Source organism: Thermohalobaculum sediminis (assembly GCF_023487995.1).
GTDB classification, from domain to species: domain Bacteria; phylum Pseudomonadota; class Alphaproteobacteria; order Rhodobacterales; family Rhodobacteraceae; genus Thermohalobaculum; species Thermohalobaculum sediminis.
Genome location: NZ_JAMFKN010000008.1, coordinates 111,404 through 136,502, shown reverse-complemented (window position 1 = coordinate 136,502; position 25,099 = coordinate 111,404). Strand labels below are relative to the sequence as shown.

The window sequence follows — 25,099 nt, the reverse complement described above, 5'->3', positions numbered from 1 at the left end:
CCCTCACGTGCGGATGCCGAGCAGCCGGTAGAGCGGGCAGCGGCGGATCGCGGCGGTCACGATCAGCACCGCACCCACGAGCCCCGAGCCCCACACCGCCAGCGGCCCGAGGCTGTGGGCGAAGGGGCAGAACAGCGCGAAGGTGATGAGCACGATTCCGAGAATCATGCGGGCCGCGCGGTCGGCACTGCCGACATGGCCGGGTCCGGGGGTCTCCATGATGCCTCCGATGCCAGATGGCGGATGGACGATTGATGCCGCGGCCCGTCGTCCCGCGCGTTGATCGCGATCAATCCCGGGTCCTGTTCGCCGCATCGGTCTGGACGCCCGCGCATGCACGGGTTACACAACATCTATGAGCAGGCGGCCCACCGACACCGACATGCAGCGCGAGATCCCCGAGCCGCTGGCCCGGGCGCTGGGCGAGCGGTATCTGACATACGCGCTCTCGACCATCATGCACCGGGCGCTGCCGGACGCGCGCGATGGACTGAAGCCCGTGCACCGGCGGTTGTTGTGGGCGATGCGGCAGCTCAGGCTCGACCCCGCCTCGGGCTACAAGAAATCGGCCCGCGTCGTCGGCGACGTGATTGGCAAGTATCACCCGCATGGCGATCAGTCGGTCTATGACGCGCTGGTGCGCGCGGCGCAGGAGTTCTCGCTGCGCTATCCGCTGGTCGACGGGCAGGGCAATTTCGGCAACATCGACGGCGATGGCGCGGCCGCAATGCGCTACACCGAGAGCCGGCTGACCGAAGTGGCGCAGGCCCTGCTCGACGGGCTCGACGAGGACGCGGTTGATCTGCGCCCGACCTATGATGGCGAGGAGGAGGAGCCCGAGGTCCTTCCGGCCGCCTTCCCCAACCTGCTGGCGAACGGTGCCACCGGCATCGCGGTGGGCATGGCGACCTCGATCCCGCCGCACAATGCGGGCGAGCTTGCCGACGCGCTCCTGCACCTGATCCGCCACCCCGACGCGCGGACCGAGACGCTGGCCGAGTTCGTCCCCGGCCCAGACTTCCCCACCGGCGGCGTGCTGGTCGAGCCGCGCGAGAGCATCCTGTCCGCCTACGAGACCGGGCGCGGATCGTTCCGCCTGCGCGCCCGCTGGGAGGTCGAGGATCTGGGCCGCGGCACCTGGCAGATCGTGGTGACCGAGATCCCGTATCTGGTGCAGAAGTCGAAGCTGGTCGAGCGCATCGCCGAGCTGGTCACCTCGAAGAAGGTGGCGATCCTCGCTGACGTGCGCGACGAGTCGGCCGAGGACGTGCGCCTGGTGCTCGAGCCGCGCGCGCGGACGGTGGACCCCGCGCTGCTGATGGAGACGCTGTTCCGCAGCTCGGACCTCGAGGTCCGCGTGCCGCTCAACATGAACGTGCTGATCGACGGGCGCGTGCCAAAGGTGTGCGGCCTGCGCGAGGTGCTGCGCGCCTTCCTCGACCACCGGCGCGAGGTGCTCCTGCGCCGCTCGCGGCACCGGCTGGGCAAGATCGCGCATCGGCTCGAGGTGCTCGAGGGCTACATCATCGCCTTCCTCAACCTCGACCGGATCATCGAGATCATCCGCACCGAGGACGACCCCAAGGCCGTGATGATGGCCGAGGACTGGTCGAACGGCGACGCGCCTGGGGGCGTGTTCCTTTCAGACGTGCAGGCCGAGGCGATCCTCAACATGCGGCTCAGAAGCCTGCGCCGGCTCGAGGAGATGGCGCTGAGGTCCGAGCGCGACGAACTGCTGGCCGAGCGCGCCGATCTCGAGGCCCTGCTGGCCGACGAGAGCCTGCAATGGGGCCGCATCGGCGACGAGATCCGGGCGATGCGCGACCGCTTCGGCGCGCCCCGGGCGCTGAGGCATCTGCGCCTGACCGAGGACATCGCCATGGCCCGCCGCGCGCATGCGCCCTATCCCGAGGGGGCGCGGCGCACCGGGCTTGCGGACGCTCCTGCGGTCGAGGACGTGCCGGTCGAGGCGCTGATCGAGCGCGAGCCGGTCACGGTCGTCTGCTCGCGGATGGGCTGGATCCGGGCGATGAAGGGGCACATCCCGCTCGACTCGGACCTGAAATACAAGGACGGCGACGAGGGCCGCTTCATCTTCCACGCCCAGACCACCGACCGGCTGCTGGCCTTCGCCACCGACGGGCGATTCTTCACGCTGGCCTGCGAGCGCCTCCCCGGCGGGCGCGGCATGGGCGAGCCGGTGCGCCTGATGATGGATCTCGGCAATGATGACGACATCGTGGCATTGTTCGTCCATCAGCCGGGGGCGAAACGGCTGGTCGCCTCGTCCGAAGGCGACGGCTTCGTCGTGGCCGAGGCCGAGGTGCTGGCGCAGACGCGAACCGGGCGGCAGGTGCTGAACCTGCGCGATGGCGCCAGGGCGCGGGTCTGCGCGCCTGTGACCGGCGATCACGTGGCCGTGGTGGGCGAGAATCGGAAACTGCTGGTATTTGCGCTCGCTGAGCTGCCGGAAATGACGCGCGGCAAGGGCGTTCGGCTGCAGAAATACAAGGATGGCGGGCTTTCGGACGCCATCACCTTCGCGATGGAGCACGGCCTTGCGTGGCGCGATCCCGCGGGCCGAACGCGAACCGAGCGCGATCTGGGCGAATATGTGGCGCGGCGCGCAAGCGCAGGTAGAATGGCGCCGCGCGGATTTCCCCGAGATAATCGGTTCACTTAAGGCCGCCTTCTGCGGTTGCGAGGCAAGAATTCGGCGCAATGCCGTTCCGCAATGGCCTCGTTCCAGCCCAAAAACAGCCCCGTTCCGCGCCTAGAACAAACCTCGTGGCGTAAAGCTCTGCGTTGGTGTTTCTGCTTGGCGTGCCGTGCGACGGGGGGTCGCGTGGATTTCTGACTTCCCCGTCGCTCGTGCGGCGCGGTCCGCGAGGCCCGCGGTGTTGCGGCAAAGGGATTGTCGCGTGGTGTGCCGGCAGCCGGAGGCGGGTGGGCCGTCAGGTTGCCGAGGTTCCGGGCCGGCGGAGTCCGATCGCCGCGGCACGGGAGACGTCTGCGTCAAATTCGCCATGATTCGAGGCGATCTGCCTTGCAGCGCGGGTGCGCGCCCGGCCTCTGGCCGTGGCGCCCCCGAGACGGGGGGCGGCAGCGCCCGGCGGGCCGGTTTTCCGTGGGTGGACGGAGAAGGCGGCCACGGTGTCCCGGACGGGATGCCAGCCGGACCGGGCGCTGCTCGCCTGCCCTCGCTTTCGCCATGCCCGTCAGGCCGGGCGCTCGGCCACGAAATTGATCACCGTCACCGGCAGGTAGCCGCGCGAGAGGTGCAGCCGCTTGCCGGCCTGTGCGAGAAGGCGCTGGCTCGCCTCGCGCGGCAGCAGGACCTGGAACAGCTCGGCCTCGGCTTCGCGGGTGGGCCGCGAAAAGTCCGTTCGCCCGTCGCGGGTGATGCGGAAGCCGACATCCCCCGAGCCGCCGGAATAGAACGCATCGACCGGTGCGAGTCCCTCGAACAGCACTTCGAGGCCCGAGAGCGAAATCCGCCAGTAGTCGTCGGGAAAGGCGTGGAAGGCCTGCACCCAGGGCACCTGCACGAAGACCCGACCTCCCGGCGCCAGCAGGCTCGCGATGTTGCGCGCGGCCGTGAAGGGGTCCCTCACATGCTCCAGCAGATGCGCGCAGACGATGCCGCCGAACACCATGTGGCCCGCGGGCAGGAGTGCCGCGCGGATGCGTTCGAGCGGCCAGCAGATGTCGAAGACGGCATCGACATTCTCGTCCAGCGAAAGATCGGCGCCGACGAAGCCTTTCGCGCCCGCCCTATCGCGCCATGTGCGCCGGCCCGTGGCGCCGCGGTCGATCACCTGCGTGCGCGCGTCGACCTGCAGGATCGGCCCCGGCATGGCCGCGGCGATGGCGTCGAGCTCGGCCTTGAGCGCGAGCGGGACGACCGTGGGGGCGCTCCCGTTCAACGGGGGCTGTGTCACTCAGCGGCGGCCGCGGCCGTGCCGGCGTCGGCTTCGGCGGCGAGGAAGCGCTCGGCCTCCAGCGCCGCCATGCAGCCCATGCCGGCCGAGGTCACGGCCTGGCGGTAGACATGGTCGGTCACGTCGCCCGCGGCGAAGAGGCCGGGGACGGAGGTCGCCGTCGAGTCGCCCTTGGTCACCACGTAGCCGCCGTGATGGGTTTCGACCTGATCCCTGACGAGCTCCGACGCGGGCGCGTGCCCGATGGCGATGAAGACGCCCTGAACCGCGACCTCGCGGGTCTCGCCTGTCGCGGCGTGGGCGAGGCGCACGCCCGTCACGCCATCGGCCGGCGTCCCGAGGATCTCGTCCACGTGGTGGTCCCAGATCACCTCGACCTTCGGGTGCTTGAACAGGCGCTGATGCAGGATCGCCTCGGCCCGCAGGCTGTCGCGGCGGTGCACCAGCGTGACCTTCGAGGCGAGGTTGGCGAGATACAGCGCCTCCTCGACCGCGGTGTTGCCGCCGCCGACCACCAGAACCTCCTTGCCGCGGTAGAAGAACCCGTCGCAGGTCGCGCAGGCCGAGACGCCCATGCCCTTGAATTTCTCCTCGGACGGCAGGCCCAGCCATTTCGCCTGCGCGCCGGTGGCGAGGATCACCGCGTCCGCGATCCAGACCGCGCCCGAGTCGCACTCCGCCACGAAGGGGCGCTTCGAGACGTCGAGTCGGGTGACGTGGTCGGCCACGATCTCGGTGCCGACGGCGCGGGCATGGGCCTCCATCTGTTCCATCAGCTCGGGGCCCTGGGTCATGATCAGGCCCGGCCAGTTCTCGACCTCGGTGGTGATGGTGAGCTGGCCGCCGGGCTGGATGCCCTGGATCAGCACGGGCTCGAGCAGCGCGCGCGAGGCGTAGACCGCGGCCGTGTAGCCCGCGGGGCCCGAGCCGATGATGAGAAGGCGGATCTTGCGCGGTTCTGCCATGGGGCGGTCCTCTCGCGGCGGTTGCCCCTAGATACGGGCTCGGGCGCGGCGCGCCAAGAGGGGATCGGGCTCACGGCTGCGCGACCTCTCGCCCCGGGAACAGGCGCGCGAGAACGAGGCGCGCCACCCGGTCGGCCTCGGCCAGCGGCGGGTAGGACCACTGGCTGATCGCGCCCTCGAAATCCCGGGCGATGCCGCGCGCGGCGAGTGCCGCGTGGAAGGCGCGCGCCTTGGCCGAGGGGTGGGACACGCGAAACACATGGACGGGCAGACCGGTCGAAGCGGCCTCGGAGGCCATGTTGACCGAATCCTCGGTCACGATGACGGCCTGCGCCAGCCCCAACATGCCGGGATAGGGGTTCTCGCCCTCGCCGGTGTGGAGGAAGGTTTGCGTGGGGTCGAGATCGGCCCGCAAGGCCGTCACCACCGCCGGGTCGGTCCTGCGCGACGTGGTCACGAGCAGGCTTGTCCCGCCGGCCACGAGCGCCGCGAGCTGCGCGACCAGCCGGTCGGCATCGTCCTCGGACCAGCGCGCTGCATTGCCGCTGCCGCCGATCAGCACCGCGACCCGGCGCGGGGGCAGGTGCGCGATGCGTGGCGCGAGGCGGGCGGCGGCCTCGGCCACCCGATCCGGCGTAATGCGCCCGACCGCGCCCAGCGTCGCGATGGCGTTGGGGGCGGCGAGGCGGTCGTGCTCCGGCGCCACGATCAGGTCGAAGGCGGCGGGGTCCATCTGCGGGTCGAGGATCTGCACCGTCCGAACGCCGTGCCGCCGCCCCAGCGCCGCAACGAAGGGCGCGGCGCGGCGTCCCGCGCCGATCGCGAGGTCGGGCCAGGGCGGGCCGGGGGGCGGGCAGCCGCGGGCGAGCCCGCCCTCGGGCCAGCCCGGCAACCAGCGCAGCGCGTGCCAGATCCGGGCGGGCAGGGCGGCGGCAACGGTGCTGGGCCGGATCTCTTGCGCCGTGACCGAGGCGGGGCTACATCGCGCCACGGCCTCGGCGAGACCCAGCGCCTGCGCGACGTTCCCCGCCCGGCCATCGGTCATCGCCCAGATGGCGAGAATTCCGGGCTCCGTGCGCGAACTTTCCATTTGTTGCGTGGGCCTGCAATTTTATTGCTTTCGGGGCGGCTGCCGCATACATATCTGCCCCAAAGCCCCCTGACCAGAGGGGCGATCCACGCGAGAGGGACAAACGCCCATGTCGGCCACCAAGCTCGACCCCATCGACCGGCGCATCCTGATGGAGCTTCAGGGCGACGGACGGATGACGAATGTCGAGCTTTCGCGCCGGGTCGGCATCTCTGCGCCGCCCTGCCTGCGCCGGGTCCGGGCGCTCGAGGAGGCCGGCTACATCGAGGGCTATCACGCCCGCGTCAACGCCCGCGCGCTGGGCTACGAGGTGGCGGTCTTCGCCATGGTAAGCCTGAAAAGCCAGGCCGAACGCGACCTCGTGGCCTTCGAGACGCTGGTGCGCGGCTGGCCGATCGTGCGCGAGTGCCACATGCTGAACGGCGAGATCGACTTCCTGCTGAAATGCGTGGCGCCGAACCTCCTCAGCTTCCAGAACTTCCTGACCGGGCAGCTGACGGCCGCGCCGAACGTCGCGAGCGTCAAGACCTCGCTGGTGATCCGCGCCGCCAAGAACGAGCCGGGCGTGCCCTTCGAGATGTCGGACCACCTGTTCCCCGAGGGGAGCTGAGGGCGCGGCCGGCGCGGTCCGGGCCGCAGCGCCGGGCACGTCCTGCCGCGCGGTGGCGCCACCTGCTGCCCCGTGCTCGACCCGGGGCGCCGATGCCACAGGCCTGACTCGGCAAGGCCCCGGGTCAAACCGGAGGCAGCGTGGGGGCGGGTGGCGGTGTCCGCGACGTCGCGGGTCGCGCCCGGGACGGCGAGGGTTTCGCGCAATACTGTGAAGATGGCCCCGGGTGGGGCCCGGGGCGGCGAGGGTTCCGGCGCAGCGTCCTCAGACCACCACCATGCCAAGCGGCATCCGGCTCAGCGGCTCGGCCGCGCCCTCGGTCACCAGCGAGGTGCGGCCGAGGCACATCGCGGTCTGGCTGGCCGAATCCATCAGGATCATGTGCAGGAAGAAGACCATCCCGGGCTCCATGATCGTGGGCGCGCCCTCGTAGAACATCTGGTCCTCCATCCACGACGGCGCGAAGCGCGGCCCCAGCGAGTACCCGCAGGCGTTGAGCCGGTGCGCCCCCAGCCCCGCGGCGTCGAGCACGCGGGCGTGCGCGTCGAACACCTCGGCCATCGGGCGGCCGGGGCGCAGCGCCTCCTCGCAGGCCATCAGCGCGTCATGGGCGGCCGACTGCATCGAGACGTGCTGCGGCCGGGGCTTGCCGATCACCACGGTCTTGAAATTGGCCGAGTGGTAGTGGCGATAGGTTCCCGCCCATTCGAGGTTGAGCTGGTCCTCGGTCCCGAAGGTCCGCCGCCCGGCCTGATAGCGGCAGAGCAGCGCGTGCTCGCCCGAGCCCACGATGAACTCGTTCGCCGGGTAGTCCCCGCCGCCGCGGAAGATCACGTCGTGCATGGCCGCGAGCACGTCGCCCTCGTTCGCGCCGGGCCGGGTCGCGGCGACCGCGGCATCGAAGGCGGCGTCGCCCAGTTCCGCCGCGCGGCGGACATAGGCGATCTCGGCGGGGGATTTCACCAGCCGCAGCTGGCCCATCAGGTCGGAGGCATCGACCAACGTGGCCATCGCCCCGATGCGCGCCTCGACCCTGCGGCCGTTCGCGTGCGTCAGCCCCTGTGTCGCCGTCTCCCACCCGACGCGCCCGCCAGTCAGGCCCAGCTCGGCGAGGATGGCAGCGAGGTCCTCGGAGGGGTCGGCCCCCGCGCGATCCTTCCAGACCCGGATGTCGCGGATCGTCGAGGTGAGCTGCGCCTGTCTGAGATCGGCCGAGCGGGTCAGCAGCACCGGCTCGCGGTCGGTCACGATCAGGCACTGGAAGAAGCAGAAGCCGAAGGTGTCGTAGCCGGTCAGCCAGTACTGGCTCTCGGGCGCGAAAAGGAGCATCGCGTCGAGCCCGCGATCGGCCATCGCGGCGCGGGCGCGCGCGAGGCGCTTGTCGAATTCGCCTTGGGTGAAGTGGAGCATCTGGGCCTCAGAGCATGATGGCGGAGACGAGGCGGCCGTAATCCGGCTCGCCCCGGTGGGTGGCGCGGCGGTAGCTGTAGAAGCGCGCAGCGTCCGAGTAGGTGCAGTGCCCGGTCCAGCCGGCCTCGGCCACGCCCGCCGCGCGCATCCGCGCGAGAAGGAAGCCGGGCAAGTCGAACTGCGCCCGCCCGTCCGTGCCGCCGGCGAAGAAGCGGGCGTGATCGGGGTCGTCGTCGAGGAAGCGCTCGACGAATTCGGGTCCCACCTCGTAGGCGCGCTGCGAGATGGTGGGGCCGATCATGGCGACGATTCGCGCGCGGGCCGCGCCGAGGCGCTCCATGGCATCGAGCGTGGCCTCGGCCACCCCCGAGATCGCACCCTTCCAGCCGGCATGGGTCGCGCCGATCACGCCCGCCTCGCGGTCCGCGAACAGGATCGGCGCGCAGTCGGCCGTCAGCACGCCCAGCGCGATGCCGGGCTGGTCGGTGACCATGGCATCAGCCTTCGGGCGGTCGGAGCCCCAGGGCTCGGTGACGCTGATCACATCGGCCGAGTGGATCTGGTGGAGCGAGACCAGCGCCGCGGCACCCAGATGCGCGGCCACGCGGTCGCGGTTCTCGGCCACCGCGCCCGGGTCGTCGCCCGAGCCGGGGCCGCAGTTCAGATCGGCGTAGAGGCCCTTCGAGATGCCCCCCTGCCGGGTGAAGAAGCCGTGCGCGATGCCGCGCAGTTCGGGCGCCGTGATGGGCGAGAGCGTCATGCGTCCTCCGCGAAGCCGGGCGGGATCGGGGCGCCGGGCGGCAGCGCCGCAAGTGCCTTGAACAGCGTTCCCATGGCGTCCGCTGCCGTCAAGCGCTCGAGCGCGTCGGCGAGGCTGTCGGCCCGGTCGGGCCGCGCCTGCGCCAGCATCGCCGCGCGCTGGCCGATGCCCATCCGCCCGAGGAAGGCGCCCTGCGTGGCCATCCGGACCGCGAGCGGCGCAAGGTCGGCGCCGAGCGCGTCGAAGTCGATCAGCCATGTGAGGTCCGCCTCGCCCGGCGACGCCAGCGGTTCGGCGGGGGCGTGGCGCCGGAGCGCCTGGAGCGTCCAGCCGGGCGGGCGGTCGGCGGCGCGATAGCCGTAGTCGATCAGCAGAGCCGCGCCGCCGTGGCTTTCGATGCGCCGCGCGATCTCGCGGGCGGTGGCGGTGGCGGCGGGCGAGGTCTCGCGCCACGCACCCTCCGGCGCGGGGTCGAGGCCGGGGAGCGGGCCCGAGAGGCCCCAGATCAGCCGGTCGCCCGCCAGCCCAACTTGCCGCTCGCGCCAGCCCTCGGGCGTCGCGATGAACTGGCGCACGGGCAGCGCGTCGAGGAACTCGTTGGCGACGATCAGCGCGAAACCTTCGGGCACCTGCTCCAGCCGCTCGGCCCAGCGCGCGCCGGGCAGGCGGCGGGCCTGCTCGGCCCGAAGGCGCGGCGAGGTCTCGACCAGCCAGGTCTCGGCGGCGGCCAGTGGCCCCATGGCGCGGCGCGCGTCGGCCATCAGCGTGCCGCGGCCGGGGCCAAGCTCGACGACGCGCGCCTCGCGCGGCGCGCCCATCCCCTCCCAGACTGCGCGCAGCCACAGGCCGATCATCTCGCCGAACATTTGGCTCACCTCGGGCGCCGTGGTGAAGTCGCCCGTAGCACCCAGCGGGTCGCGCGTGACGTAGTAGCCATGACGCGGATGGCCGAGGCAGAGGGCCATGAACTCGGCCACGCCCATCGGCCCCTGTGCCGCGATGCGGTCGCGGATGATGCGGCCGAGGGGGGTCACGCCGGCCGGCGCGTGAACGCCACCGCGAGGAAGCCGAGCCCGATCGCGACCATCGGCAGCGACAGCAGCTGGCCCATGGTCAGCCCCCAGGCGTCCACCCCGGCGCCGAGGCGGATGACATGCCCCATCGGGTTGTCGGGCGAGATGAACTGCTCGTCGGCGAGGCGGAAGTTCTCGACGAAGGTCCGCGCGAGGCCGTAGCCGACGAAGAACACCCCGATCAGCCCGCCCGGCCGCTTCAGCCAGCCGCCCCGGACCGCGAGCCACCACATCACGCCGCCCAGCAGCAGCCCCTCGAGCCCGGCCTCGTAGAGCTGGCTCGGGTGGCGCGGCTCGGGGCCGGCATGGGGAAACACCATGGCCCAGGGGACATCGGTCGGCCGGCCCCACAGCTCGCCATTGATGAAGTTCGCGAGCCGCCCGAACAGGATGCCCAGGGGCGCCGCCAGCGCCACGGCGTCGCCCACCGACATCACCGGCGCGCCGCGCTTCAGCGCGAAGCCGATGACGCCCAGGATGACGCCCAGAAACCCGCCATGGAACGACATCCCCCCCTGCCAGATCGCGAGGATCTCGGACGGGTTGGCGAGGAAATGCGCGGGGTTGTAGAACAGCACGTAGCCGAGCCGCCCGCCGAGGATGACACCCAGCGTCATCCAGGTCAGCAGCTCCTCGGGCTGGTCGGGGGTCATCGGCGCGCGCTCGGCCGGCCACAGCCGCGGGCGGCGCATCAGCCAGACGACCATCCGCCAGCCGATCACCAGCCCGGCGATGTAGGCCAGTGCATACCAGCGCAGCGAGAAGGTGAGCCCGCCGAGGTCCAGCGTGAAGATCGCGGGGTCGATCTGCGGAAAGGGCAGGACGAAGGGGGGCATCGGCGCTCCGGCGGCATCGAGGGTGGCGCGTCATGGGTGGGGGAGCGGACGGGCCCTGTCAAGCGCGCCCCGGCGGGCGGTCGCTCTCGTGCCTTGCCCGCGCCGCGCCGCCCGCGCATATAACGGGGGTCGCCGGCACCGGGCCGGCCCGACCGAGAGAGGCGCCAGATGCAGACCCGCGGCAAGTTCTTCGACGATCTCAGCCAGCTCATGACCAATGCCGCCGGGATGGCGCAGGGCGTGAAGACCGAGGCCGAGACCGCGATGCGCGGCTTCATGGAGCGCTGGATCGCCGACGCGAACCTCGTCACCCGCGAGGAGTTCGAGGCGGTGCGCGAGATGGCCGAGAAGGCGCGGCTGGAGAACGAGGCGCTCAAGGCGCGCCTCGAGGCGCTCGAGGCCGCAAGGAAGAAGTGACCGCCGAAGGCCGCGGCGATGGCCCGCGGCCGGCAAGGTGATCCGCGCCGCCCGTGGCGTGCCTCGCGACGGCGCGAGCCGGTCTTTGTCCCCGATTGACCCGCCGGGCCGCGCGCCCGGCCTGACCGCGGCGCGCGTCCCGGGTCTCAGTGAATCTTTCGCGGCGCCCCTGAAATCGCTTTACGCCTCCGCCTGTCGGTGCCACCATATTTCGTGGATCGGGAGCGTTCGTTCCACGATCCATGGCGACCCTGGGTGTATCCTGTGGGACAGGCCTCACGGGACCACCAGACAGGAGGGGGGTATCGAGGCAATGACCGCAGTCGAGCAGGACTTTCTCGCAGCCGACGTCCATCCCATCGACATGGTGGAAACCCTGGCCGAGCAATCGCGCTGGGACTTCGACCGGCTTGGCGAGGACCAGATCGCGATGGCGATCGAGGGGGCGTGGCGCACCTATTCTCTCTCGCTCGCCTGGTCGGGCCATGACGACATGCTGCGGCTGGTCTGCTCGTTCGAGCTCGACCCGGCGGCCGAGCGCCGTCCCGAGGTCGTTCGGCTCATCCACATGATCAACGACAAGGTCTGGAACGGCAGTTTCGTGCACTGGGCCGAGCAGGGGATGCTGGCGTTCCGCTACGGGCTGACGCTGGCCGGCGGCGCCACGGCGACGCCCGAGCAGATCGAGGCGATGGTGCTGTCGGCGGTGGCGCTGAGCGAGCGCTTCTATCCAGCCTTCCAGCTTGTCGGCTGGGGCGGCGAGGCGGCCGAGACGGCGCTCAGGGTCGCGATCGAGGAGCATTACGGCACGGCTTGAGGCGCCGCTGCGCCGCCCGGATCCGGGGGCGGGCGGCGCTCCACCCCGCGGCGCCGGAGCGGGCGCCTGCGTCCCAGGGTTGACGGGACGCAGGCGCCCGGCTCTTTTCTGGAGACCGGCAATCTGGAACGGATCGGAGGGGACGCGGATGGCGGGGCTGCAGAATGCGGGCGTCGAGACGCTGGTGCTGCTGGGCTGCGGCAAGATGGGCGGTGCGATGCTGGAAGGCTGGCTGGCCGGGGGGCTGTCGCCCGCGGCGGTCACGGTCATCGAGCCGCGGCCGTCCGAGCGCGTGAAGGTGCTGGCGGGCGAGGGCCTCGTGCTCAATCCAACCAGCCTCGCGCCGGCCTCGGTTGCTATCATCGCCGTCAAGCCGCAGATGATGGGCGACGCGGCGCCCGCGCTGATGCCCCTTGCGGGGCAGGGAACCGTGTTCGTCTCGATTGCCGCCGGCACGCCGATTGCCGCTTTCGAGGCGATGTTCGGCGCGGGCACGCCGATCGTTCGGGCGATGCCGAACACGCCCGCGGCGGTCGGGCGCGGGATCACGGCGCTGATCGGCAACATCGCTGCCGACGAGCGCGTGATGGCCATGGCCGAGGCGCTTCTCGCCGCCGTGGGGCAGACCGTGCGGCTCGAGTCCGAGGACCAGATGGATGCGGTCACCGGGCTCTCGGGCTCGGGGCCGGCCTATGTCTTCCACATGATCGAGGCGATGGCCGCGGCGGGCGAGGCGGCGGGGCTTGCGCCCGACCTCGCGATGCGGCTCGCGCGGGCCACGGTCTGCGGGGCGGGGGCGCTGGCGGTGGCGTCGGACGAGAGCGCGGCACAGCTGCGCATCAACGTCACCAGCCCCGGCGGCACCACGGCGGCGGGGCTGGGCGTGCTGATGGCCGAACTGCCCGGCCTGATGACGCGCACAGTTGCCGCGGCGACGCAGCGCTCGCGCGAGTTGCGCGGCTGAGTTGCCGGCCCGGGCAGCGGAGTCCGAAAAGTTTCAATTGAAAATTTTGTGCGCCGCACAAAAGAGGCGGTTGACATCTTTTGTGCGCTGCACAATATTCTCCCTCAGAACGGCGCGGGGACGGCCCCGGCCCAGACCCGATCCGAGGAGAAAGCACATGGCTCTCGACAAGTTCCCCTTCAGCTTCGACGCCGAGAAGATGGGCGAGCTCTTCAAGCTGCCCGAGTTCGACAAGATGTTCGATGCCAGCAAGCTGCCGGCCGTGGACGTCGAGGCGGTGGTTGCCGCCCAGCAGAAGAACATTGCCGCGCTGGTCGAGGCCAACAAGGTTGCGATCGCCGGCTACCAGGAGATCTTCAAGCGCCAGGTCGCGCTGGTCGAGGAAGGCGTCGCCGTCCTCAAGGACCAGATGGCCGAGTTCCAGGGCCAGCCGGTGACCGCCGACCAGACCGCCCGGAACATTGAGACCGCGAAGGCCGCGATCGAGAAGGCGATGGCCGACGTCAAAGAACTCGCCGATCTCGCGCAGAAGGCGAACACCGAGGCCTTCGAGATCGTCAAGGCCCGCTTCGAGGAGGCCGTGGCCGAGTTCAAGGACGCGGCGTCGAAGCTCGCCGCCTGACGGATCGCTCGCCAGAGCCCGGGGGCCGCTTGCGCCAAGCGCAGGCGGCCTTCATATTTCGCCCCCTCGAAGCAGGGGGCGGGACATGACGGGCACGATCAGCTACGACGATTTCCTCAGGGTCGACATCCGGGCCGGGCGCGTGATCGACGCGCAACCCTTCCCCGAGGCGAGAAAGCCCGCGATCAAGCTGTGGATCGACTTCGGGTCCGAGATCGGCGTGAAGAAGACCTCGGCCCAGATCACCGAGTATTACACGCCCGAGGCGCTGGTCGGCCGCATGGTCATGGCCGTCGTCAACTTCCCGCCCCGCCAGATCGGCCCCTTCATGTCCGAGGTCCTGACTCTGGGCGTCTCGGACGCCAGCGGCGCGATCGTGCTGCTCGCCCCCGATTCGGACGTGGCCCCGGGCGCACGGATGCACTGATCGGGGGCGCCGCGTCGGCTGTCGGGCCGGTGGCGCGGTCGCGCCCGCGGCGCGCTGCGGTCGGGGGTGGCCGTGGCGGGCGGGCACGCGGCGCCGGCCCGCTCAGCGGGGCAGGCGAACGGTGGCGCGAAGGCCGCCGAGGCGGGGGCTTTCGTCCAGTGTCAGACCGCCGCCGTGGCTGCGCGCCACGTCGAGCGCGATGGACAGGCCGAGCCCCACCCCCGAGGCGATGTTCTGGCCGCGCGCCTCGTCGAGACGGGTGAAGGGCCGCACGACCTCCTCGCGCTTCTCGGGCGGGATGCCGGGGCCGTCGTCCTCGACCGTGAACTCGACCGCCCGCGCCCCGAGGCGGACGCCGAGCGCGACCGTCTCGCCATAGGCGAGCGCATTCTCGACCAGGTTGACCACGCAGCGCTTCACCGCCTGGCGGCGCAGGGCGACGGTGCGTTCGGCGGGCGTCGCGATCTCGGTCGCGAGCGCGATGTCGCGGCCGCGCCGGCGGGCGTCCTCGACGATCTCCTCGGCGAGCTCGACGGGGTCGGTGTCGGACGAGAGCTCGCCCGCCTCGCCGCGCGCGAAGGCGAGGAAGGCGTCGAGCATGTGCTCCATCTCGGACACGTCGCGGCCGAGTTCGGCGATCTCGGGGATCGGCTCGGCCACGGCGAGGGCGAGCTTCATCCGCGTGAGCGGCGTGCGCAGGTCGTGGCTCACGCCCGACAGCATGCGGGTGCGCTGCTGCATCTGGCGCTCGAGGCGGGTACGCATGTCGAGAAAGGCGATGCCCGCGCGGCGCACCTCCTCGGCGCCCGAGGGGCGGAACGGCAGGCTTCGGCCCCGCCCGAAGGCGCTCGCCACGGTCGAGAGCTCGCGGATCGGCCGAATCTGGTTGCGCAGGAACACCACCGCGACGCCGGTAAGCGCGAGCGAGGTGACGGTCATCCACACCAGCAGGAGATGCGGGTTCGAGGCGTTCATCCGGCGCCGCGGGATCAGCACCTGCAGGACGCCCTTGGTGGTGGCGATGCGGGCGTCGACATGCTTGGGAAAGCTCACGAGATCGAGCGACATCGGCCGGCGCAGCTCGGTCTTCAGCGTCTGCTCAATCACGCCGCCGGTCACGTCGTAGAGGGCGCGGAACGCCTCGGCCTCGACCCGCTCGCCGGGATGGAGGCCGAAATCGAAGCCGAGCGGGATCTCGATGCTGGTCAGCATCGCCTCGGCGGCGGCGAGGTCGGGCAGGCTCTCGATCTGCGCGATCACGAACTTGATCTCGCGCGCGACGGCGGTGGCCATCTGCTCGGTCACGCCATCGTAGTGGCGCTGGATGAACAGCACGGCAACGACCACCTGCAGGAGCAGGATGGGCAGGACGAGGATCATCAGCGCGCGCCCGAACAGGCTGCGCGGGGTGAACTTCTTGAGCAGGGCGGCGATGCGCTTCATCCTGTCCGACGCTAGGGCGCGGGGCGCGCCCTGGGCAAGAGGCGGCGAGGGCGGCAGCGGATGAGTGCACCTTTCGACCTGCGGCCCGACGTGGTGCATGGCGTCGCCGAGACGGTGGCGCCGGGCGTCCGCCGCGTGACCTGCGCCAACCCCTCGCCGATGACCTTCACGGGAACGCGCAGCTACGTGGTGGGGCGCGGCGAGGTGGCGGTGATCGACCCGGGGCCCGACGACCCGCGGCATCTGGGCGCGATCCTCGCGGCGCTCGAGCCGGGCGAGGCGGTCGCGGCCATCCTGGTCACGCACAGCCATCTCGACCACAGCCCCGGCGCGCGGGGGCTGGCGGCGCTGACCGGCGCGCCGGTCTGGGGCTTCGGACCGCATGGCGCGGGGATGAGCGGCGCGATGCGCGAGCTCAAGGCGGCGGGGCTCGACCTCGGCGGCGGCGAGGGGGCGGACCGCGGCTTCGCCCCGGATCGGCTGATGGCGGATGGCGAGAGCGTGGGCGGACCCGGCTGGCGGCTGACGGCCCTGCACACGCCCGGGCACCTGTCGAACCATCTTGCATTCGCGCTCGAGGGCACGGGGGTGCTGTTCACGGGCGACGCGGCGATGGGCTGGACGACGACGCTGGTCTCGCCGCCCGAGGGGGACATGGCGGCGCAGATGGCGACCCTGCGGCGCCTCGCGGCGCGCGAAGGCGACCGGCTCTATCTGCCGGGGCACGGGCACGAGGTCGCTGCGCCCGCGGCGCTTGTCGCGCACCTGATCCGCCACCGCGAGATGCGCGAGGCGGCGATCCTCGACGCGCTGCGGCGCGCCGGCGGCGGGACGGCCGAGAGCCTCGCCGCCGCGGTCTATCGCGACACCGACCCGCGCCTCATGCCCGCGGCCGCGCGCAACGTGCTTGCGACGCTGCTGGGGCTGATGGCCGAGGGCCGGGTCGAATGCGCGGGGCCGCTGTCGGCGCGGGCCGAGTTCCGGCCGGGTTGAGTGCTCGGCACATTGGCCGGGCTGGCGGTCAGCCGCGTTCCGAGCAGATACCCTGCAGCGCGATCCAGTCCCGGTCGCTGAGCGCGGGGGTGAAGGCCCCGCCGCCGATCGTGTCGCCCGAGGCCGCAAGCTCGGCGCGCTCGGCCAGCTCGGGATGCGAGGCGAAGTAGCGCAGCGCCGCGGGCGTCGCGCCATGGCGTTCCTCGAGCCGCTCGAAGAACTGGGCGAAGGGGCCGTTGGGCAGCCCCGCTTTGGCGAGCAGGCTCAGCGCCTCCTGGTCCGCGCGCGCCTCGGCCTCGCGCTGGTAGCTGGCATTGAGCGCGGCATCGGTGGCCGCGGCCAGGGCGCCCGCGCCGAACACGTCGCCGATCAGCAGGCCCAGAAGCCCCGCCGTCCCGGCTGCCCGCAGGGCGACGACGGTGGGGTCGCGGTGGATGACGTGGCCGATCTCGTGCGCCAGCACGCCCGCCACTTCCTCGGGCGAGTCGGCCTCGTCGATCAGCCCGCGGAACACCAGGATGCGCCCCCCCGGCAGCGCGAGGGCCTGCACCATCGGATGGTCGAGCACGTCGAGCCGGAGCGGATAGGGTAGCCCCGCCCCCCCGCCCAGCCGCGCGGCGAGCCGATCGAGCGCCGACTGCCCCTCTGCGCCCGTGCAGAAGCGTGCCTGCGATCCGCCGAGTTCGAGGATCTGCGCGAGCTGCCCCGCCACGGCGTCCCCCAGCGCGCGCTCGCGCTCGGGCGGGATCATCAGCGCAAGCTGGCTCGCGAGCGCGGGGATCAGCACGAACACCATCATGAGGACCGCGCCCACCGCGCCCACGCCCCAGACCAGCGCACGGCGCACGCCGCGGCGGTCGACCTCGCGGCGGTGGAGGTCGGGGCAGACCGCGCGGATCGCCTCGATCATGGTGTCGTCGTTGACGAGCAGGCGCTCGTCGCTGCCGAGGTGCGGGACGATCTGGACCTGCTGCTCGTCGCGCTCCGAGATCGCGCGCAAGCTCGCGAGCGGCCAGTGTGTCAACACCTGATCGTCCAGCGTGCGGATGATCAGCGAGCGCTCGCGGAAGCTCAGCACCACGTTGCGCGGCCGCGAGGAGAGCCCGTCGAAATACCGCCCGTCCGACTCGAGCAGCGCATAGCGCGCGACTGCGGTCATCAGAAGGCCGCGCCCACGTCGACCCCGAGTGCGTCCGCGAAGCCGCCCGCCTCGGTGGCCTGATCGTGCGAGCGCTGGGCGACGTCGCGCAGGGCGTTGGGGTTCTCGATCTGCATGGCCTCGATCTTGCGGCGCAGCACCGGCTGGACCAGCATCGACTGCGTGAACGCGTAGGCGAACGCACTGACCACCAGAAAGCCCAGAACAACGATCGCGACAAGGGGCCAATTCGCCGCTCCCACGCCCAGTGTCGCGGGGTTGACGGGGTTCTCGGGGGACGACAGCAGCGCCTCGAGGGAGGGTCCGCCGAGCACGATCCATGCGCCCGCCACCGCGGCGCCGACGATCGCGGCAGCGATCAGCGTCGACAGCGACGTGGCGATGTAGCCGCCCACCGTCAGCGCGAAGACGCGCACGACCGAGACGTCGTTGCCAAGCGCCGAGTCGCCCAGCCTGCGGTTGTCCCACAGGTAGCGGAAGCTCGCGATCTGGTAGCCGAACACGACGAACGAGGCCACCATGATCCACAGTGACGACATGATGCTGACCGCCGCCTGCGTGAACCCGGGATCGTAGTCGGCCTCGATCACCATGCCCCATGTCAGCAGCGCAAAGACGAGTGCCGTAACGTAGATCCAGGCCCACCAAACCATGAGCCCGAGCCACGAGCCGTCCTGCCGGAACTTCTGGTCGCCGAACCAGGTGCGGTCGGTCATGTACTGGGCCTGCCGGAAATGCTGGTAGGGCAGCGCGAGCCCCGCCGTTACCACGGTCAGGATTGACCAGCCGATCGAGCGCAGCATGTAGCCCCAGGCCCCCGGCTCGACGCCGAAGCGGATGCCGCGCCAGCGCAGGCGCGAGAGCATGTAGCGCCGCGCGCGATATGCCGCCCAGAACCAGAAGGGCACCAGTGCCACCAGCGAGGCGTTGAGCGCGACCGGGTTGCCCTGGAAGAAGCTGAGTCCGATGAAGGTGAGCCCCAGGTTGACGAGGCCGAGATAGACCGCCAGCACCACCATCGCCAGCAGGAAGCCCAGCAGCTTCTCGAGCCCCGTGCCGGTGTATTCGAAGGGGTCGCCGTCGATCCGGATCGCGCTGGCGAAATAGCGCCTCAGCCGCGTGACCATCCAGAAGCGGTAGAGTCCCAGCGTGACAACCGACAGAAGCGCGGTCTTCAGCGCGAGCAGCAGCAGCGAGCCATCGTCGCGGTAGCGCGCGCGGATTCGCTTGTCGTCGTAGAACGCGGCCAGTGCGGCCTCGTCGTCGTTCCCGTCGCGGCGCGCGAAGGGGTCGGGGGCCGCCGGCTTCTCGGCCCAGCTGTGATACTGGTCGAGATCCCAGGACCGGCGGCGCGGTTGCTCGTCTTCCCCGCTCAAGGCTGCCTCCGTGAGCGCCGTGCTTCGATGCACTGATTGGTTGCGCATCACTATGGCGGAAATCGGGTCGGGCCGCCACCGGCGGGGTGTTGTCGGGCTCGCGCGGCGCGCGGGGCGGGGGTATGGTGCGGTGCGTGCCGCGGCGCCCGCCAGGGGCGGCAGGGAGGACGACGATGGAGCCCGGCGCCTGCCCGGTGAGGATCGAGACCCGGCGCTATCCCGGTGGCAGCGCCCTGCACTGCCATGCGCATCACCAGGTCGTGCTGCCGCTGGCGGGCCGCATGGAGATGGCGGTGGGCGGCCGCGGCGCGCGGCTCGATGGCGCGCAGTTCGCCGCGCTCGCGGCCGGCGAGGCGCACGAGTTCGAGGCGCCCGCAGGCGACAGCTTCCTGATCGTCGACCTGCCCGAGACCGGGACCGATCCGCTCTGGCATGGCGCCCGCCTGCGGCCGTTTCTGCCCTTCGACCCGGCGCTGCGGGGCTTCGCGGCGTTGCTGGCCGAGAGCGAGGCAGGCGCGGGCGGACGGCGGGCGGGCAGCGTCGCGCTCGACATGGGCGCGGAGGTGGTGGCGTTCCTGGTCGAGGCGCTGCGCCGGCGGATCGGGGCGGCCGCACCGCTGCCCGCGCCGCTCGCGCGCGCCATGGCGGCGATGACGGCGGATCTCGGCGCGGCCCATCGGGTCGGCGAGATCGCGCGCCGGGCGGGCACCAGCGGCAGCCGCCTGCATGCCGCCTTCCGCGACTGCCTCGGCACCACCCCTATGGGCTGGCTGACCGCCCGCCGGATGGAGGAGGCGCGGCGGCTTCTGGTCACGGGCGGGCTCGCGGTCGGCGAGGTCGCGGCGCGGGTGGGCTATGACGATCCGGCCGCCTTCGCCCGCGCCTTCCGCCGCGCCCATGGCTGCGCCCCCGGTGCCCTGCGCGCCCGTGGCGCGGCGGTGCGGGCCCGCGCCTGAGAGGATCGGCACGAAAATCGCGAGGATCGGCCGCGCGCCGATGCCCGCGCCGGGCTAGTTTGCGGGCCGACCGCATCGGGGAGATGACGCCATGACGACCTCGCTCGCCAGCTATGACATGCTGACCTTCGACTGCTACGGCACGCTGATCGACTGGGAGGCTGGCATCTGGGACGCCCTTCAGCCGCTCATCGCGACCAATGCCGCCGACCCCGGCCGTTCCGAGATCCTGGGCGTGTTCGGCGAGATCGAGGGCGACCAGCAGGCCGCAACCCCGGCAATGCTCTATCCCGACCTGCTGGCGCGCGTGCATGCGCGGCTGGCGGCGCGGATGGGCTGGCGCACGGATGCCGCGCTCGATGCCGCGTTCGGGGCGTCGGTGCCGATGTGGCCGGCCTTCCAGGACAGCGCGACGGCCTTGCGCGCGCTCAAGCGCCGCTATCGGCTGGTGATCCTGTCGAATGTCCACAGGGCCGGCATCGCGGCTTCGATCGGTCGGCTGGGGGTTGCGTTCGACGCGGTCTACACGGCCGAGGATGTCGGTAGCTACAAGCCCGATCCGCGCAACTTCCGCTACATGCTGGACCGCCTCGGCGCCGGGCACGGCGTCGCGCCGGGCCGCATCCTGCACGTCGCCCAGAGCCTGCGCCACGATCATGTCCCGGCCACGGCGGCGGGGCTCGCGCGCTGCTGGATCGACCGCCAGAACCTCGCCGAGGGCGGCCACTGGGGTGCGACGGCGCGGGTGCCGGAGGTCCCGTCGGTCGACTTCCGCTTCACCACGCTCGCCGCTCTCGCCGAGGCGGCGGCAGCCGCCGGCGGTTGAAGCGCCGCCCTGGCGCGTCATATTTTGGACCGGAGACCAGGACCGGGGAGAGAGAGATGACGATCCGCCAGATCCTCGCCGCCTGCGCCCTCGCGGCGCTCTCGCTTGCGACGCCCGGCACGGCGCCGGCCCATCACGGCTGGAGCTGGACGACGGGGCAGAACATCGACCTCACGGGCGTGATCCGCAAGGCGAGCCTGGGCCTGCCCCACGGCATCCTCGAGGTGGATGTCGAGGGCGAGGTCTGGAGCGTCGAAGTCGGCCAGCCCTGGCGCAACGAGCGCGCCGGCATCCCCGACGGCGCCATGGCCGAAGGGGTCGAGATCCGCGTGATCGGCGAGCCCTCGGCCGACATATCCGATCGCCGGATCAAGGCCGAGCGGCTCACCATCGGCGACGTCGAATACCAGCTCTATCCCGGCCGAGACTGACGGGTGGAGGCCCTCGAGGCCATCGCAGCGAGCGGCCCTGCGCAGTGGCTCCGCTTCTCCCGCTGGGGCTATGCCTCGGTGCTGACGGGCCACGTCATGGGGGTCGCGCTGCTTTTCGGCGCCATCGTGGCGCTCGACCTGCGGCTCATGGGCGTGTGGCGGGCCGTGCCGGTCGCGGCGCTCGGGCGGGTTCTGGTGCCGGTGGCGGGCGTGGGCCTCGCGCTCGCGCTGGCGTCGGGGCCGATGCTTTTCGCGGTGCGCGCGCCGGAATATGGGGCGATCCCGCTCCTGTGGGCCAAGCTCGCGCTGGTGGTGCTGGGACTGGCACAGGCGCTCGCGCTGCGTCTGGGGCCGGGCCTTGCCGCGGCGTCGCCCGCGCGGCTGCGGCTGGCCGGCGCCGTCTCTCTGGCCGCCTGGACCGGCACGCTGGTCGCGGGGCGGATGATCGCCTTCGCCGCCGGCTGAGCCCTCAGCGCAGGTCGGGCAGGCGGTAGCCCGCCTCCTCGAGCTGGCGGCGCAGCGTGAGCTTCGAGATCTTGCCGGTCGCGGTATGCGGGATCTCGGTCACGAACAGCACCTCGTCGGGCAATTGCCACTTGGCGAAATGCGGGCGCAACCGGTCGATGATCTCGTCCGCGCCGGGGCTGCGGCCGGGCTTGGGCACGATGCAGAGCACCGGGCGCTCGTCCCATTTCGGGTGGGGCACGCCGACGGCCGCGGCCTCGGCCACGTCGGGGTGGCTGACGGCGGCGTTCTCCATGTCGATCGAGCTGATCCATTCGCCACCCGATTTGATCACGTCCTTGAAGCGGTCCGTGATCCGCACATAGCCGAGCGCGTCGATGGTCGCCGCGTCGCCCGTGTCGAACCAGCCCTCGGCGTCGATTGCGTCGGCCTCCTGCTTGAGATAGCGCCGCAGCACGCCGGGGCCGCGGATCTGCAGCCGCCCCTGGGTCTCGCCGTCCCAGGGCAGGTCGGCGCCCGCGTCGTCGCGGATGCAGAGATCGACGGTGAAGGGCGGGTGGCCGACCTTGAGCTGCACGCCGATGCGCTCCTCGTCCGGCATGGCGGCGACCTCGGGCTTGAACGAGGCGAAGGTTCCCAGCGGCGAGGTCTCGGTCATGCCCCAGGCGTGCAGGACGCGCACGCCATAGTCGTTCTGGAACGCCTCGATCACCGCGCGCGGGCAGGACGAGCCGCCGATCACCACGCGGTCGAGATGCGGCAGGTCGAGGCCCTGCTCGCGCAGGTAGGTCAGCAGCGGCAGCCAGATGGTGGGCACGGCGGCGGTGACGGTCACGCCCTGCTCCAGCATGCCGTAGAGGCTCGCGGGGTCCATCAGGCGCCCCGGCAGCACCATCCCCGCGCCCGCCATCGGCGCCGAGAAGCCCGTCGACCAGCCATTCGCGTGGAACAGGGGCACGACCGGCATCACCACGTCGCGCGATGACAGCCCAAGCATGTCGGGCTGGATCATCGCCATCGCATGCAGCACGTTCGAGCGGTGCGAATAGACCACGCCCTTGGGATGCCCGGTGGTGCCCGAGGTGTAGCAGATGCCGCAGGCGTCGCGCTCGTCGCCGCGGTGCCAGCCGGTGTCGCCGTCCTCGGCGGCGAGCAGGTCCTCGAAGCAGAGCGCGCCGGGCAGCTCCTCGGGCATGTGCGGGCGATCTGTCAGGACGATCACGCCGCGCAGGTCGGGCAGGTCGGGCACCATGCGCGCGACGATGGGCGCGAGGTCGGGGTCGCAGATCAGCCAGCGGTCGCCGGCATGGCCCGCGATGTAGGCAAGCTGCTCGCAGGCAAGGCGCGGGTTCAGCGAATGCAGGACGGCGCCCGCCCCCGGCACGCCATACCAGGCCTCGAGGTGCCGGGCGGTGTTCCAGGCCATGCAGCCCACCACGTCGCCGGGCCGCACGCCGAGCCGGCGCAACGCCTGCGCGACCTTGAGCGCGCGAACGCGCGTCGCGGCCCAGTCGGTTCGCGTGACCGGCCCCTCGACCGAGCGGCTGACGATGGTGCGCCCGCCGTGATAGCGCGCGGCATGGTCGATGATCGCGGACACGCGCAGCGGCCAGTCCTGCATCAGGTCCTGCATGGCCTCCCTCCCCCGGGTCACGTTTTCGGGAACTCTAGCAGGCGCGCGGATCCCCTCAAGTCCGCGCTTGCCTGCGGTCGGTGCCAAGCCCACAAAAGGCTGCCGCAAGGCGGGCGGCGGGCGCGGGGTGGCGTGGATGCAGGAGAGGACGGCCGCGGGTGCCGCGATGTGGGTGGCCGGCGGCATGGCACTGATCGCCGTCAGCGACAATTTCATTCCCCTGGTCGCCGAGCGGATGGGTCTGTGGCAGTTCCAGGCGATGCGGGCGGGAATGGTGCTGCCGGCGGTGTTCCTGTTCGTGCTGGCGAGCGGGCGGCTGCGGCTGATCCTGCTGGTGTCGGCATGGCGGATCGCGGTCCGCAGCCTGCTGTCGATCATTGCCCTGATGATGTATTTTGCGGCGCTGCCGGCGGTGTCGATCGCGGTGGCGGCGGCGGGGTTGTTCACCTCGCCGCTCTGGGTCGCGCTGTTCTCGGCGGCGTTCTTTGGCGAGCGCGTGGGGCCGCGGCGCATCCTTGGGGCGCTGGTGGGCTTCACCGGGGTCTGCGTGGTCCTTGGCGTGGGGTCCGAGCCGATCCGCCCGATGGCGCTGGTGGCCGTTGCCGGCGGCGCCTTCTACGCGCTGAGCGTGATCTGGACGCGGCGCCACTGCGCGGGCGAGACGGCGATCTGCATGTCGTTCTGGCAGTTTGTGGGGTTCGTCGCGCTTGGGCTCGCGGGGCTTGCGGCCCTGCCCTGGCTGGGGGCGGCGCTTGGCGGCGTCGAGGGCGCGGAGTTCGTCGTGCGGCCCTGGGCGGCGCCGGACGGCGTGGCGCTGGGGCTTGCGCTGCTGATCGGGGTCACCGGGCTTGCCGCGACCACCTGCATCGCGGTGGGCTATCGCAGCGCCGAGAGTAGCTTCATCGGCATCTTCGATTTCAGCTTCCTGATCTGGGCGCCGCTGGTCTCGTGGCTGCTGTGGGGCGAAATGGTGTCTCTGCGCGTGGCCTTCGGGATGGGGCTGATCGTGTTTGCCGGGATCCTGGCGATGTGGTCGGGCCGGCTGCGCCTTGCGCGCGCCTGATCGCAGGGGGGCGGCGACCGGAGCGGCATTGCCGGGGGTCCGTGCTGCGCCAGATTATTGCGTTCCGAAGCCGCCGCGGTCCGCGGGCGGCGTGCAGGTCCGAGGAGCCCGTCGATGAACCGATTTCCCCTCGCCACAGTTCGCTCCCATGCCGTTGCCGTGCTGCTCCTTGCCCCCGTCGCGGCAGCCGCTGCCGAGGTGCCCGCCGCGCCCGAGGATGGTGGACCGCGCCGCTTCGAGGTGACGGGCGTGACCTCCGCCCTGAACCTGCGCGAGGAACCCTCGCTCGCATCGCGCATCGTCGCGCGCCTCGCGCCCGGCACGGTGCTCTCCAATCTCGGCTGCCGCGAGGCTGCGGGACACGTCTGGTGCGACGTGCAGAACTTCCTCGGCGGGCCGCGCGGCTACGTGGACGCGGCCTATCTCGCACCCGCGGTCGCGCCCCACGGCGCGGTGTTGACGGGACCCGACACCTCGGCGCTCCGCGCGGGGCAGGGCGCGTTCGAAGCGACCGGCCTGATCCCCTGCGCGCAGGCCGCCGGTCAGCCGATGACCGACTGTGCCTTCGGCGTGGCGCGCGCGGGCGGCGGCGACGCGACCGTGGTGATCACGAAGCCGGATGGCACGACGCGGACGATCTTCTTCGCCCATGGCCTGCCGCTCGGCGCCGATGCCTCCCAGGCCGACCCGGCCGCCTTCGACTTCGAGTCGCGCAGGGAGAGTGACCTCAACCTGATCCGCGTCGGCGCCGAGCGCTACGAGATCCCCGACGCGGTGACCTTCGGGGGGTGATGCAATCGGCGCGGGCGGTGCGCCTGACGC

Annotated in this window: 26 protein-coding genes; 14 read left to right on the top strand and 12 right to left on the bottom strand. The window is 71.6% G+C overall.

Going from position 1 to position 25,099, the window contains the following annotated elements; translation table 11 throughout:
* Positions 1 to 3 precede the first annotated feature (3 nt).
* On the bottom strand, positions 4 to 219 hold the full coding sequence (locus M1105_RS15830; RefSeq protein ID WP_249581348.1) for a YgaP family membrane protein: 216 nt from the start codon (positions 217 to 219) through the stop codon (positions 4 to 6).
* A gap of 136 nt (positions 220 to 355) precedes the next feature.
* On the opposite strand from M1105_RS15830, the gene parC reads away from it, so the two are divergent.
* Positions 356 to 2,683 (top strand): DNA topoisomerase IV subunit A, encoded by a 2,328-nt coding sequence (gene parC / locus M1105_RS15825; RefSeq protein WP_249581347.1) that lies wholly within the window; start codon positions 356 to 358, stop codon positions 2,681 to 2,683.
* Between the two features lie 535 nt (positions 2,684 to 3,218).
* Here parC and M1105_RS15820 read toward each other — a convergent pair.
* From M1105_RS15820 to M1105_RS15810, 3 genes are all read right to left on the bottom strand, one after another.
* Complete coding sequence (locus tag M1105_RS15820) at positions 3,219 to 3,926, bottom strand: methyltransferase domain-containing protein (RefSeq protein ID WP_249581346.1); 708 nt, start codon at positions 3,924 to 3,926, stop codon at positions 3,219 to 3,221.
* A gap of 11 nt (positions 3,927 to 3,937) precedes the next feature.
* Positions 3,938 to 4,906: a thioredoxin-disulfide reductase gene (trxB, locus tag M1105_RS15815; RefSeq protein ID WP_249581345.1), complete on the bottom strand. Its 969-nt coding sequence runs from the start codon at positions 4,904 to 4,906 to the stop codon at positions 3,938 to 3,940.
* 70 nt (positions 4,907 to 4,976) lie between these two features.
* A complete protein-coding gene (locus M1105_RS15810; RefSeq protein ID WP_249581344.1) occupies positions 4,977 to 5,996 on the bottom strand; it encodes a mitochondrial fission ELM1 family protein in 1,020 nt (339 codons plus the stop codon).
* Positions 5,997 to 6,105: 109 nt separating this feature from the next.
* Here M1105_RS15810 and M1105_RS15805 point away from each other — a divergent pair, with 109 nt between their 5' ends.
* Complete coding sequence (locus M1105_RS15805) at positions 6,106 to 6,606, top strand: Lrp/AsnC family transcriptional regulator (RefSeq protein WP_249581343.1); 501 nt, start codon at positions 6,106 to 6,108, stop codon at positions 6,604 to 6,606.
* Between the two features lie 264 nt (positions 6,607 to 6,870).
* On the opposite strand, the gene M1105_RS15800 is transcribed toward M1105_RS15805, so the two are convergent.
* From M1105_RS15800 to lgt, 4 genes are read right to left on the bottom strand one after another with little or no spacing between them, the layout of a single operon-like run.
* The gene (locus tag M1105_RS15800; protein WP_249581342.1) at positions 6,871 to 8,016 is read right to left on the bottom strand and encodes a M24 family metallopeptidase; all 1,146 of its coding nucleotides are present in this window, start codon (positions 8,014 to 8,016) and stop codon (positions 6,871 to 6,873) included.
* A 7-nt stretch (positions 8,017 to 8,023) separates the two neighbouring features.
* Positions 8,024 to 8,776, bottom strand: a complete 753-nt coding sequence (gene pgeF / locus M1105_RS15795) for a peptidoglycan editing factor PgeF (RefSeq protein WP_249581341.1) — start codon at positions 8,774 to 8,776, stop codon at positions 8,024 to 8,026.
* Positions 8,773 to 9,810, bottom strand: coding sequence for a class I SAM-dependent methyltransferase (locus tag M1105_RS15790; RefSeq protein WP_249581340.1), 1,038 nt, complete (start codon positions 9,808 to 9,810; stop codon positions 8,773 to 8,775). The genes pgeF and M1105_RS15790 overlap by 4 nt, the downstream gene beginning before the upstream one ends.
* Positions 9,807 to 10,685 (bottom strand): prolipoprotein diacylglyceryl transferase, encoded by an 879-nt coding sequence (gene lgt, locus M1105_RS15785; protein WP_249581339.1) that lies wholly within the window; start codon positions 10,683 to 10,685, stop codon positions 9,807 to 9,809. The genes M1105_RS15790 and lgt overlap by 4 nt, the downstream gene beginning before the upstream one ends.
* Before the next feature lie 168 nt (positions 10,686 to 10,853).
* Between lgt and M1105_RS15780 the strand changes: the two genes are divergently transcribed.
* The 5 genes from M1105_RS15780 to M1105_RS15760 all read left to right on the top strand — a co-directional run bounded on the left by M1105_RS15780 (position 10,854) and on the right by M1105_RS15760 (position 13,932).
* Entirely contained in the window at positions 10,854 to 11,102 is a 249-nt protein-coding gene (locus M1105_RS15780) for an accessory factor UbiK family protein (RefSeq protein ID WP_249581338.1), read from the top strand.
* Between the two features lie 313 nt (positions 11,103 to 11,415).
* Positions 11,416 to 11,919, top strand: a complete 504-nt coding sequence (locus M1105_RS15775) for a type III secretion system chaperone family protein (protein WP_249581337.1) — start codon at positions 11,416 to 11,418, stop codon at positions 11,917 to 11,919.
* A 148-nt stretch (positions 11,920 to 12,067) separates the two neighbouring features.
* A complete protein-coding gene (gene proC / locus M1105_RS15770; RefSeq protein WP_249581336.1) occupies positions 12,068 to 12,883 on the top strand; it encodes a pyrroline-5-carboxylate reductase in 816 nt (271 codons plus the stop codon).
* Positions 12,884 to 13,040: 157 nt separating this feature from the next.
* Positions 13,041 to 13,505: a TIGR01841 family phasin gene (gene phaP, locus M1105_RS15765; RefSeq protein WP_249581335.1), complete on the top strand. Its 465-nt coding sequence runs from the start codon at positions 13,041 to 13,043 to the stop codon at positions 13,503 to 13,505.
* Between the two features lie 85 nt (positions 13,506 to 13,590).
* A complete protein-coding gene (locus tag M1105_RS15760) occupies positions 13,591 to 13,932 on the top strand; it encodes a tRNA-binding protein (RefSeq protein WP_249581334.1) in 342 nt (113 codons plus the stop codon).
* Positions 13,933 to 14,034: 102 nt separating this feature from the next.
* On the opposite strand, the gene M1105_RS15755 is transcribed toward M1105_RS15760, so the two are convergent.
* A complete protein-coding gene (locus M1105_RS15755) occupies positions 14,035 to 15,375 on the bottom strand; it encodes an ATP-binding protein (protein WP_249581333.1) in 1,341 nt (446 codons plus the stop codon).
* Positions 15,376 to 15,435: 60 nt separating this feature from the next.
* On the opposite strand from M1105_RS15755, the gene M1105_RS15750 reads away from it, so the two are divergent.
* Positions 15,436 to 16,368, top strand: coding sequence for an MBL fold metallo-hydrolase (locus tag M1105_RS15750; protein WP_249581332.1), 933 nt, complete (start codon positions 15,436 to 15,438; stop codon positions 16,366 to 16,368).
* Positions 16,369 to 16,396: 28 nt separating this feature from the next.
* Here the strand turns inward: M1105_RS15750 and M1105_RS15745 are convergent, their stop codons facing one another.
* Together M1105_RS15745 and M1105_RS15740 are read right to left on the bottom strand one after the other, a co-directional pair.
* Complete coding sequence (locus M1105_RS15745) at positions 16,397 to 17,527, bottom strand: M48 family metallopeptidase (protein WP_249581331.1); 1,131 nt, start codon at positions 17,525 to 17,527, stop codon at positions 16,397 to 16,399.
* Positions 17,527 to 18,903 (bottom strand): DUF898 family protein, encoded by a 1,377-nt coding sequence (locus tag M1105_RS15740; protein WP_249581330.1) that lies wholly within the window; start codon positions 18,901 to 18,903, stop codon positions 17,527 to 17,529. The genes M1105_RS15745 and M1105_RS15740 overlap by 1 nt, the downstream gene beginning before the upstream one ends.
* A gap of 173 nt (positions 18,904 to 19,076) precedes the next feature.
* Here M1105_RS15740 and M1105_RS15735 point away from each other — a divergent pair, with 173 nt between their 5' ends.
* From M1105_RS15735 to M1105_RS15720, 4 genes are all read left to right on the top strand, one after another.
* Positions 19,077 to 19,859: a helix-turn-helix transcriptional regulator gene (locus tag M1105_RS15735; RefSeq protein WP_249581329.1), complete on the top strand. Its 783-nt coding sequence runs from the start codon at positions 19,077 to 19,079 to the stop codon at positions 19,857 to 19,859.
* A gap of 91 nt (positions 19,860 to 19,950) precedes the next feature.
* Complete coding sequence (locus tag M1105_RS15730; RefSeq protein ID WP_249581328.1) at positions 19,951 to 20,685, top strand: haloacid dehalogenase type II; 735 nt, start codon at positions 19,951 to 19,953, stop codon at positions 20,683 to 20,685.
* A 56-nt stretch (positions 20,686 to 20,741) separates the two neighbouring features.
* Positions 20,742 to 21,116 (top strand): DUF6152 family protein, encoded by a 375-nt coding sequence (locus M1105_RS15725; RefSeq protein WP_249581327.1) that lies wholly within the window; start codon positions 20,742 to 20,744, stop codon positions 21,114 to 21,116.
* Between the two features lie 3 nt (positions 21,117 to 21,119).
* Positions 21,120 to 21,581, top strand: coding sequence for a hypothetical protein (locus M1105_RS15720; RefSeq protein WP_249581326.1), 462 nt, complete (start codon positions 21,120 to 21,122; stop codon positions 21,579 to 21,581).
* A gap of 4 nt (positions 21,582 to 21,585) precedes the next feature.
* Here the strand turns inward: M1105_RS15720 and M1105_RS15715 are convergent, their stop codons facing one another.
* On the bottom strand, positions 21,586 to 23,214 hold the full coding sequence (locus M1105_RS15715; RefSeq protein ID WP_249581325.1) for a long-chain-fatty-acid--CoA ligase: 1,629 nt from the start codon (positions 23,212 to 23,214) through the stop codon (positions 21,586 to 21,588).
* A gap of 136 nt (positions 23,215 to 23,350) precedes the next feature.
* Between M1105_RS15715 and M1105_RS15710 the strand changes: the two genes are divergently transcribed.
* On the top strand, positions 23,351 to 24,277 hold the full coding sequence (locus M1105_RS15710) for a DMT family transporter (RefSeq protein WP_249581324.1): 927 nt from the start codon (positions 23,351 to 23,353) through the stop codon (positions 24,275 to 24,277).
* A 114-nt stretch (positions 24,278 to 24,391) separates the two neighbouring features.
* Positions 24,392 to 25,069 (top strand): SH3 domain-containing protein, encoded by a 678-nt coding sequence (locus M1105_RS15705; protein WP_249581323.1) that lies wholly within the window; start codon positions 24,392 to 24,394, stop codon positions 25,067 to 25,069.
* Positions 25,070 to 25,099 lie beyond the last annotated feature (30 nt).

Coding starts and splice junctions, on each gene's coding strand:
- trxB (WP_249581345.1), bottom strand. CDS start 4,906: ATGGCAGAACCGCGCAAGATCCGCCTTCTCATCATCGGCTCGGGCCCC.
- M1105_RS15780 (WP_249581338.1), top strand. CDS start 10,854: ATGCAGACCCGCGGCAAGTTCTTCGACGATCTCAGCCAGCTCATGACC.
- M1105_RS15725 (WP_249581327.1), top strand. CDS start 20,742: ATGACGATCCGCCAGATCCTCGCCGCCTGCGCCCTCGCGGCGCTCTCG.
- parC (WP_249581347.1), top strand. CDS start 356: ATGAGCAGGCGGCCCACCGACACCGACATGCAGCGCGAGATCCCCGAG.
- M1105_RS15805 (WP_249581343.1), top strand. CDS start 6,106: ATGTCGGCCACCAAGCTCGACCCCATCGACCGGCGCATCCTGATGGAG.
- lgt (WP_249581339.1), bottom strand. CDS start 10,685: ATGCCCCCCTTCGTCCTGCCCTTTCCGCAGATCGACCCCGCGATCTTC.
- M1105_RS15705 (WP_249581323.1), top strand. CDS start 24,392: ATGAACCGATTTCCCCTCGCCACAGTTCGCTCCCATGCCGTTGCCGTG.
- M1105_RS15760 (WP_249581334.1), top strand. CDS start 13,591: ATGACGGGCACGATCAGCTACGACGATTTCCTCAGGGTCGACATCCGG.
- M1105_RS15750 (WP_249581332.1), top strand. CDS start 15,436: ATGAGTGCACCTTTCGACCTGCGGCCCGACGTGGTGCATGGCGTCGCC.
- proC (WP_249581336.1), top strand. CDS start 12,068: ATGGCGGGGCTGCAGAATGCGGGCGTCGAGACGCTGGTGCTGCTGGGC.
- M1105_RS15715 (WP_249581325.1), bottom strand. CDS start 23,214: ATGCAGGACCTGATGCAGGACTGGCCGCTGCGCGTGTCCGCGATCATC.
- M1105_RS15800 (WP_249581342.1), bottom strand. CDS start 8,016: ATGCTCCACTTCACCCAAGGCGAATTCGACAAGCGCCTCGCGCGCGCC.
- M1105_RS15810 (WP_249581344.1), bottom strand. CDS start 5,996: ATGGAAAGTTCGCGCACGGAGCCCGGAATTCTCGCCATCTGGGCGATG.
- pgeF (WP_249581341.1), bottom strand. CDS start 8,776: ATGACGCTCTCGCCCATCACGGCGCCCGAACTGCGCGGCATCGCGCAC.
- M1105_RS15735 (WP_249581329.1), top strand. CDS start 19,077: ATGGAGCCCGGCGCCTGCCCGGTGAGGATCGAGACCCGGCGCTATCCC.
- M1105_RS15745 (WP_249581331.1), bottom strand. CDS start 17,527: ATGACCGCAGTCGCGCGCTATGCGCTGCTCGAGTCGGACGGGCGGTAT.
- M1105_RS15710 (WP_249581324.1), top strand. CDS start 23,351: ATGCAGGAGAGGACGGCCGCGGGTGCCGCGATGTGGGTGGCCGGCGGC.
- M1105_RS15775 (WP_249581337.1), top strand. CDS start 11,416: ATGACCGCAGTCGAGCAGGACTTTCTCGCAGCCGACGTCCATCCCATC.
- phaP (WP_249581335.1), top strand. CDS start 13,041: ATGGCTCTCGACAAGTTCCCCTTCAGCTTCGACGCCGAGAAGATGGGC.
- M1105_RS15755 (WP_249581333.1), bottom strand. CDS start 15,375: ATGAAGCGCATCGCCGCCCTGCTCAAGAAGTTCACCCCGCGCAGCCTG.
- M1105_RS15730 (WP_249581328.1), top strand. CDS start 19,951: ATGACGACCTCGCTCGCCAGCTATGACATGCTGACCTTCGACTGCTAC.
- M1105_RS15830 (WP_249581348.1), bottom strand. CDS start 219: ATGGAGACCCCCGGACCCGGCCATGTCGGCAGTGCCGACCGCGCGGCC.